Origin of the sequence: Rummeliibacillus sp. TYF005 (genome assembly GCF_003844195.1) — a bacterium.
Lineage (GTDB): Bacteria > Bacillota > Bacilli > Bacillales_A > Planococcaceae > Rummeliibacillus.
Genome location: NZ_ML122609.1, coordinates 1 through 8,665, shown reverse-complemented (window position 1 = coordinate 8,665; position 8,665 = coordinate 1). Strand labels below are relative to the sequence as shown.

The 8,665-nt window shown below is 33.6% G+C and carries 5 protein-coding genes and 2 pseudogenes; 4 read left to right on the top strand and 3 right to left on the bottom strand.

Going from position 1 to position 8,665, the window contains the following annotated elements; genetic code table 11:
• Positions 1–184 precede the first annotated feature (184 nt).
• Positions 185–1,180 carry a tetratricopeptide repeat protein gene (locus CW357_RS17380; RefSeq protein ID WP_119415040.1) on the top strand — a complete coding sequence of 332 codons (996 nt, stop codon included), beginning with the start codon at positions 185–187 and terminating at the stop codon, positions 1,178–1,180.
• Between the two features lie 62 nt (positions 1,181–1,242).
• On the opposite strand, the gene CW357_RS17375 is transcribed toward CW357_RS17380, so the two are convergent.
• Together CW357_RS17375 and CW357_RS17370 are read right to left on the bottom strand one after the other, a co-directional pair.
• Entirely contained in the window at positions 1,243–2,271 is a 1,029-nt protein-coding gene (locus tag CW357_RS17375) for a DUF4179 domain-containing protein (protein WP_119415039.1), read from the bottom strand.
• Positions 2,268–2,831: a sigma-70 family RNA polymerase sigma factor gene (locus CW357_RS17370; RefSeq protein ID WP_124218721.1), complete on the bottom strand. Its 564-nt coding sequence runs from the start codon at positions 2,829–2,831 to the stop codon at positions 2,268–2,270. The genes CW357_RS17375 and CW357_RS17370 overlap by 4 nt, the downstream gene beginning before the upstream one ends.
• A gap of 522 nt (positions 2,832–3,353) precedes the next feature.
• Here CW357_RS17370 and CW357_RS17365 point away from each other — a divergent pair.
• Both CW357_RS17365 and CW357_RS17360 read left to right on the top strand, forming a co-directional pair.
• Entirely contained in the window at positions 3,354–3,863 is a 510-nt protein-coding gene (locus tag CW357_RS17365) for a DUF4871 domain-containing protein (protein WP_164489646.1), read from the top strand.
• A 176-nt stretch (positions 3,864–4,039) separates the two neighbouring features.
• The gene (locus CW357_RS17360; protein WP_124218719.1) at positions 4,040–4,438 is read left to right on the top strand and encodes a hypothetical protein; all 399 of its coding nucleotides are present in this window, start codon (positions 4,040–4,042) and stop codon (positions 4,436–4,438) included.
• Between the two features lie 224 nt (positions 4,439–4,662).
• Here CW357_RS17360 and CW357_RS17355 read toward each other — a convergent pair.
• A pseudogene (locus CW357_RS17355) lies at positions 4,663–7,781 on the bottom strand (MMPL family transporter).
• Positions 7,782–7,927: 146 nt separating this feature from the next.
• Between CW357_RS17355 and CW357_RS18970 the strand changes: the two are divergent.
• Positions 7,928–8,222 (top strand): annotated as a pseudogene (locus tag CW357_RS18970) (TetR/AcrR family transcriptional regulator); the annotation flags it as partial.
• Positions 8,223–8,665 lie beyond the last annotated feature (443 nt).

Below are 8,665 nucleotides of genomic sequence, written 5' to 3'. Positions count from 1 at the left end.
GAGTTGTGCAAAAGGAGTAGCGAGTTGTGCAAAAGAGGTTAACAGTTGTGCAAAAAGAGCAGCCAGTTGTGCAAAAGACTCCAAGTTATGTTCAAGCTATCTCTAGTTTCTCAGCCAAATTCATTTACGAGATATGCTAAAATAAAGTATTCATTTAATCCGGTTTTAAAGGAAGTGCACTTTCATGGATATACAACAAAATCTTAATGAAAAAGGATATACAGAAGCAGCGAAGTTATTACATAAAATAACCAATCAAGAAAATGTGATTTCAAACATCTCTCAATTGATCCATTATTGTGAACAAGCAATCACTAACTGCTCAGATGATATCAGAATTCTACTTGAACAAGTTAAACATCTGTCTATATATGACCAGAATTTCTATCCTATTTTGCTTCGGGATGTGCAAACGATTTTACAAGAGTTGCTAAATCCTCAAATTGATCAAGCGACTATTTTTTTCGAACATGAGGAAATACAAGAAGCCATCTCCATTTATCAAAAAGCTATGAACGGAAATAGCGATGCCCAGCTTGAATTAGGTGAGTTCTATAAATCTTTAGATCATGCCGATTGGGCTTTTGTGTGGTATGAAGTGTCTGCTAAGGCAGGGAATATCGATGCAATTTATTGGGTAGGGAATTTTTATTATGATGGTACGGTTGTAGAAGAAAATTGGGAGAAAACTTTCGAATGTTATAAGGAAGCGGCTTTAAAAGGACATGCAGATGCGATGAATAACTATGCAGATATGTATTTTCGCGGTGAGTACGTTGAAAAGGATGACAAAAAAGCATTCGAATTATTTTCTATTGCGGCTGAACGTGGTGTTGCAGAATCAATGTATACACTCGGTTATATGTATGAAAATGGTGTCGGGGTTGAAAAAGATTTAGCAAAGTCAAACTATTGGTTCACACAATCAGCATTAGCGGGTGATGTATTTGCGGCCAACCGATTAGGAAATGCAGCCTTTCAAAACAATCAGGGAGAGGAAGCCATTCTCTGGTATCAAATAGCTGCTGACAAGCAAGATGTAGATGGTGAATTTAATCTTGGCTTTTGCTACGAATCGGGTATGGGGACACCTATCAATATGAAAAAAGCTAAGTATTGGTATCAAAGAGCAGCACTTCAAGGAGATGCAGAAGCGAAAAAGAAGCTGAAGGAGATATAAAAAAAGGCTAATAATGAAAAGAAGAATCCTATAAAGAATTTTTATGGATTCTTCTACTAAAATTATTTTAAATCAATTGTAACAGGGCTTATTTGTTTTGTTTCTCCTAATTTGCCAGAACCTTTTGAAAAATAAACTTTGGGTGTTAGTATTAATGATTTAGCGTTTGGATTTAGTGAATAAATGGTTACCTTGCGTTTATTAGAAGTACCATTTTCCATACTAACCCCACCATTACTATCAATTTCATAAGTGTTTCCAAGATTATCTTTTACTTCAACCATTTCTATAATAACAAACGGCCACTCTTTTAATATAGAATGATCAACATTAAATTCATACTGTAATACTGCAGTCAATTCTGTTTGTTTTAGTGATTTCATACTTAGAGTAATTCCGTCTTCTTGAATTGATTGGTTAAGTTTTATAGTATTTGCTACTAATTCACTTAAAGTAAATTCAAATTGCCAATTCCCTTCAAACTTTTTATTCGTCTCCATATTCTCAAATAGTGTAGGTTGCCATGAAACTTGTATTTCATCAAGACTTTTGCCTTTAAAATGTGGTGTAACCTTTTCAATTCCAGCATAAGTTGTATCATTTATCTTTCTAATATTAGAAATAGAACCGCTACTGTTAGCTTTTGGAATGTCTAACATGCCATCTACTCGGGGATTATCACCAAGTTCAGCTTCTGTTTGAATGGTATAGGTTAAAATAATATTTGTTCCATCATACACTGCTTTTTCAACAGAAACGTCTATTCCATTACTAGACTGTACTTGTTTCATATCTGTAGCTAATTCTGTATACGTATTAATGTTCGGAACCGAATCATCCTCAAAATATGTTAAAACACTTTGAATGAAAGGAATTTGATTTGCGAGAGCTGGGAGAGACATGAAGCTAACAGTAATTACACTGATTCCAAGTATAACAGCGGTAGCTAAGTGCCGAAGTTTGATGGATTTCTTAACTTTACTTTTAGATAATACATGTTCTTTTAAATCCTCTTTCTCTTCAGTTGATAAAGGAATCAGTTCAATTTGATCAATGTCAAAGTCAATCCAATCTCTATATTTTTTCTTCATATAAATCGCTCCCTAAGTATTGGATTTTTAGCTAACTTCTTCTTTCCACGGTATAAGCGATTTTCAACTGCAGAAATGGAAAGATTTAATGATTCAGCGATTTCTTGAGTTGTTAAGTAAAGAAAATATTTCATCATAAAAATCTCACGGTCAATATCTTTTAATGTACTTAGCGCAAGTAATAATGTATTTTTTTCATCCTTTTCTAAAAGAGAAATTTGAACATCTTCTGAAATGGACTGTTCCAAAATAAATTCATCGTTTTTTTCACGTTTTTGCAACTTATCAAGCTGACGATAACGATCAATTGCTTTATGTTTAGTTATCATTGCAATCCACTTTTTAAAATCTTCGGGATTTCCTTCAAATAAATTAGCATTTTGCCAAACTGTTAAAAATACATCATTAACGCATTCATCTATTGCTTCTTTGCTAATATTAGATAAAATTTTATAACTAATTCCTTTTACTAGGGAAGAATATTCTTCTATGATAAATTCAAGTGCATCTTCTTTTTCTTTCTTTAGTCGATTGATAAAGTTTTTTGAATTACACTTCATTTGCATTCTCCTTCATTTTTTTGAAAAGCTTTTCACTAACTATATCGAAATGTAAAAGAGAAAACTCTCATTTATATTAAAAAATAACCCATCCTTGAGTTGAGAGCTCTCGCGGATGGGGGATTCTTATGTCACCTAATGGAAGCCAAATATGATTGACCGCTTGATGCACTAACATCGGCGGTGTTTTGATACTATTTATTTTTAGCTTACGTGAATATTTTTATTATTACAATATTTAACTATATTGCATGTGCAAAAATGAAGGGCTTCTGCTAAGAATTCATCAACATCGTTTACCTCCGAGAGTCTCCACAATTACTTAAAATTGAATCCACGTTTTTAATCTTATAATATTCCTTAATAATTGAAGGGAATTCCAGTTCGATATCGAAATTGTAATGAATGATATAGATATTATGACCATAGGTTAATATTGGAAGAATTATGTTGATAGGAAATCAACATAGTTTAAGTGTGCGGTTATATATGTTAGGAATAAATTTTTGCAAGGGGGCTTATATGAAAAAGATATTGGTGTTTTTATCAGTATTGCTACTATTAGTGGGGTGTTCAGAAAAGGAAACGAAAGAAAAAGAGGCAGTGAGCTCAAATCATTGGCAAGTGAGTCCAACATTCGATATTCCAATTGATTTTGCTGGTAAGAAGGGGAAATATGTTCTTATTGGAAAAGAAGGTAGATTAGGCTTTTTAGTTGGATCGGGCAATGAAGATGATATTAAGATTGATCCCATTATTAAAGGAAAACCAAACAAATATATGTGGCACTTTTGGGGAAATGATGATGAATTTGATGGACCTTTGAAAATAATAGGGATCAATGAAAAAGGGGAAAAGCATAAAATAATACAAGCTGATAATAGTGTGAATGTAGGCATTAGTCCTTATAATGGTGCAACAACACATGTACCATCAACAATGGAGTTTCCTACAGCTGGGTTATGGAAGCTTGAGGTTTACATTGGTGAAAAATTATTCGGTGATATTGTGGTGAATGTTGAAGAGGGGTAAGTCTTTTAATATGGCTGTTTTCTAAAAGATTGTTGTTTTTAAAATAAATTATAGGAATAAATTTTTTCTACTAGAATTATAAATATATTTAAACTGTAATTAATACCTATCCCAAACTGTTAAAATGTAACTTTTATACGTCTAATTGGTGGTAGAGTGAACGTAGGGGTGGTTCTATGAAAAAATCTTTGTTCCTAATGTTATTAGTAAGTCTATTCATACTTTCTGCTTGTACTAATGGAAAAACGCAATCATTAGAATCGTTTTATAAGGACGCAAAAATTGAAAATGTAGATAAAGTTATTATTCAAGATGGTTCAACTGGTGCTTCTAAAACGATAACGAATCAAGAACAAATCGGTGAATTTCTAACGTTGATTAAAGAAATAGAATTTACGCCACAAGAAAATCAAGAAAAACGTAAAGGTTGGCGATATGGTATTACTCTTTTTGATGGCGAAAAAGAGTTTAAATTTACGCTTAATCAAATTGACAATACCTATTACGATTCAAATCCAGATACTCACCCCATTGTAGATAACTATTACAAACAGTTAGAAATTGTAGAAGAATAAAGCCTTTAATACATCTAAAGACCTCTAATATTGAGGCCTTTTCTTATGCACTTATTAACTTTTCAACAGTTGTATAATTGGATTTTTGGCACGCTGAAATAAGCATTAGTTCTACACGTTTATCAACGAAAACATAACCATCCAGGATAATTTGAATCAACCATTGCAAAAGCAAAAGAATGGGCAGTCCCGTAAGTTTTCTACTTATGGGGCTGCCCTCATTTCTACGACCTTTTTATCTTTTTAAACCACTTCAAATTCCGAACACTACTCACAATCGATAATAATGATGGGATGAAGATTGGTAGCATGACAAAGCTTAATAGGAATAAGCCGATGATAACGGTTATGGCAATTTCGATTAGTGATATGACACCAGATGGAATGAGCGCTGCAAATGTTCCACCAAGGATAACGGCTGCGGAAATGACGACACTTCCGATATGACGAGCAGCATCGACGATCATTTCTCTTGGATTGCCAACTTGTTCTCTATAGCGCATCATTAAGAAAATACTATAATCCACACCGAGAGCGACAATCATGATAAAGCTAAAGAAAGGAACATTCCAGCCCAATCCATCAACATGTAAAATTTTCATACTTAACAATTCACTCATACCAAGTGCAGTAAAATACGTTAACACTAATGAAGAAATAATTAAGATTGGTTTCAATACTGAACGGGTGATGATGATTAAAATGAGCCCTATACCGATTAGCATAATTGTTGCAGTTCGTGTAAAGTCGCCACTCGCAATTGCTTGAAGGTCAACATTTTGAGATGTTTTTCCAGCAAATGCGATTTTTGTGTCACGTAGTTCACCATTTTTTGTGAAACCTTGTACAGCATCTTCAATATGCTCAACGATGTTCATTGCATCTTTCGTATATGGATTGACATCGAGGATGATATTCATTTGTGCAATTTTACGATTATCGGACATATACATATTTAAAGATTTTTGGAAGTCATCACTTTTTAACACGTCTTCTGGTATATAGAATTTTTCAGATGCATCAGACTTGCTTAAATCTTTTAAGTATCCTTGTGCATCATGAAGACCTGAGTTGATGTCTTTCAAACCTTTTGAGCTTTTTGCAAGACCAGATTGAAGAGCTTTCATTTGTTTGGCTAAATCATTAAGGCCTGTTAACAGTTGTTTTTGACCATTATTTATGGTTGTTAAGCCAGATTCGAGTGCAGGTGTTTGACTTGCAATTTTGCTTGATCCATCTGCAGCTGATTGTAAGCCATTTTTTAGAGTGGTTGAACCAGCATATAGCTTGTTAACACCTGTTTGGAGTTGGGAGAAACCACTGTTTACTTGTGCTAAAGAGCTATTTGCTTTTTAAATGACTGCATCGCACTATTATACTGTGGTGTCATCGCATTTAGCTTATCAGAAAGTTGAGCGAGTTGTTTCTTGCCAGTAGAAGCTATTTTAAGGGTCGTTTGTACGTTCACATCATTGGCAAGCTCGGGTTTCGATTTGATCAAAGCCTGCATGGAGGCTTCAATTTGTTCGTATCCTTGTTTTGTACCATTTATCGCTTGACTCATACTTGCGAAAGAATTGCTATAGGAAGATAAACCTTGTTGAAATGCATTATAGGCATTCATCAGTTGTGGTATCGAATTTCCTAATGTGTTCATGTTTGTTTTAAGAGATGCGAGACCGTTTTCGAGCTCTTGAGCACCATTTTTACCAGAACGAATGCCGTTTGATAATTGATTCATTGCGTTTCCTAATTTGGAAACCCCTTGTTTAACCTCGTTTGTGCCATTGATTAACGCTTGAACGTTTTCAGTACCGCCACTATTTGTTTGACCAACTTTTTTCTCTGCTGATGATAGGCCTTTATTGATTTGACTTACGCCTTCTTTTGCATCTCCAAGTCCGTTTTGTAAATCGTTTGTTTGTTTTTGAATATATAGGTCTTTAATTTTCTCACCTGTAGGACGTGTAGCAGTCAAAACTTTACTAACACCATCTATATCTTTGATCTGTTCAGCTAATTCATCTAATGCTTGTAGTGATTTAGCGTTATCTAACGCATCAGGTGATTTCAAAACAAGTGTAGTAGGTGAAGAAAATCCTGAAGGGAAATGATCTTCAATAACGTTAATACCTTGTTTTGATGGATATTTATCATCGAGTTCCGATAAGTCATCGTAGCTTAATGAATTACTGTATGTGAGTATAAATGGTACACATAAAAGCGCGATAAATAGTAAAACAACAATAGGTCTCAATACAGATATTTTTGATAAGAAGCCCCACATTTTACTGGTACTATGACCATCAAATTTCTTAATAGGCCAGAACATTGTTTTGCCTAAAAGCACCATGAAAAAAGGGTTTAAAGTCATAAGTACGAGTAAAAGTACAGCAACACCAATTGCTACCGCTGAACTTGCTTGGTAAAGAATAAATTCAGCTAAGATCAGTGCGATAAAACCGATAAATACCGCTAATGCACTAAACAACACAGTACGTCCTGCTGTTTTATAAGTTTCTTTTACTGCATTAAAAACATTGTCCTGTTTGACCAGTTCTTCTTTAAAACGAGTAAATAAAAGAATGTTATAGTCTGTGCCAATCCCAAACAGGATGACGACTAAAAATACTTTCGTAAAGTTCGAGAATGGGTAGTTAAACTGATCAACTAAATGAGCAATAATGCCAAGAGATACTAAATAGGAAATGCCGACCGATAACAGTGAAATAATCGGAACGATAGGGGAACGGAATACAAGTATCAAAACAGCGATGATAAATATAACTGCAATAACTTCAGTTTTCTTAATACCATCTTGAGAAGATTGGATATAATCTTCCATTACTAATTTGTTCCCAGTAAGATACGTATCAATATTGTTGTTTTTGACATAATGCTGAAGATTCTCGGCTACTTCTGAAATTTTTTTATCATTTTGTTCGAGCGATAGTTGCGTTAAAATTGTTGTTCCATCTTTTGAAATGAGCTGTTCTTTCGTTTGTTCATTGTCTAGATGGCTTACGATATTTTGGATATCGAGTTCTTTTTTGTGACTTTGCAACGATTGTATGGCTGATTTTATTTCTTCGTGCTGTTGAGTTGTCAGTTTTTGATCACTGCCAGAATTGAAGACTACGATGATTGAATATTTTTCGCCATCTTCTCCAACCATTTCTTTTAACATTTCTTCGGCAACAGTGCTCTGTGTACCATCGGGCATTGTGATTTGACCTTTTTCCCTGACGAGCTGATCTAAATTGGGCATCGATAAGACGATTATGATAGTAACTATAATCCAAAGAAGCAATGATGCCGCTCGCCAATTCATTACTTTCTTCATTGGAACCCCTCTTTCATCTCTTTTTTACAAAATCGTACATGTGTGTACTTTTGTTTATAAACAAATTATACTTATGTACATAAAACACCACAATATGCAAAAAATGAGAATCTGTCTAATTTTGTACAAATGTAAGGGGTGAACCAATGGCTGGAAAAGCTAAATACAAAAGTGCGATCCGTTCGAAAAAGATGATTCGTTATGCGTATATAGAATTGGCTCTCGAAAAAGAGGTAGAGAAAATAACAGTCAAAGATATTGCAGAAAAGGCGGGGATTAGTAGAGGGACATTTTATGCACACTACTCGGATATCTATGCAATTGTTGAAGAAATTGAAAATGAAACAATGGGGAAAATTCTTGAGTTTTTAAATGATTATAAAGATGAAGATATTATAAAAAATCCGTTACCTTTATTAAAGATGCTATCTGATTTTCTAGNAAATTTTAAGTGATTCGAAAATCCCTAAAGAAAGCCAAAAGTCAAAAATGTATGTTTATCGTGTTCATTATCTTATTGGTGGCTTAACGTCTATGTATCAAGATTGGTTAGAAGGAAAATTTGATGGAACTTTGGAGGAACTAACAGAAGCATTCTGCCAGATTACGATGAAGGATTTTAGTTAGGAAGAGATTAAATTTATAGGATTTATCTAATTAGATGATTATAACAAACTACCTCTTTATTTTAAATATTATGATGGAGAAAGCACTAAGAATATATTTTTTACAGGATTCTACTAAAAAGATGATTAAAGGTGAAAAGAATAAAATATGTATTTATAAAAAGAAAAAAAGAATAACAATAATATAGCATCAACATCTATAGATAATGATTAGGTTACTTTATGTATGAGAGTATAAAATATTTTGTGTAAATAGAA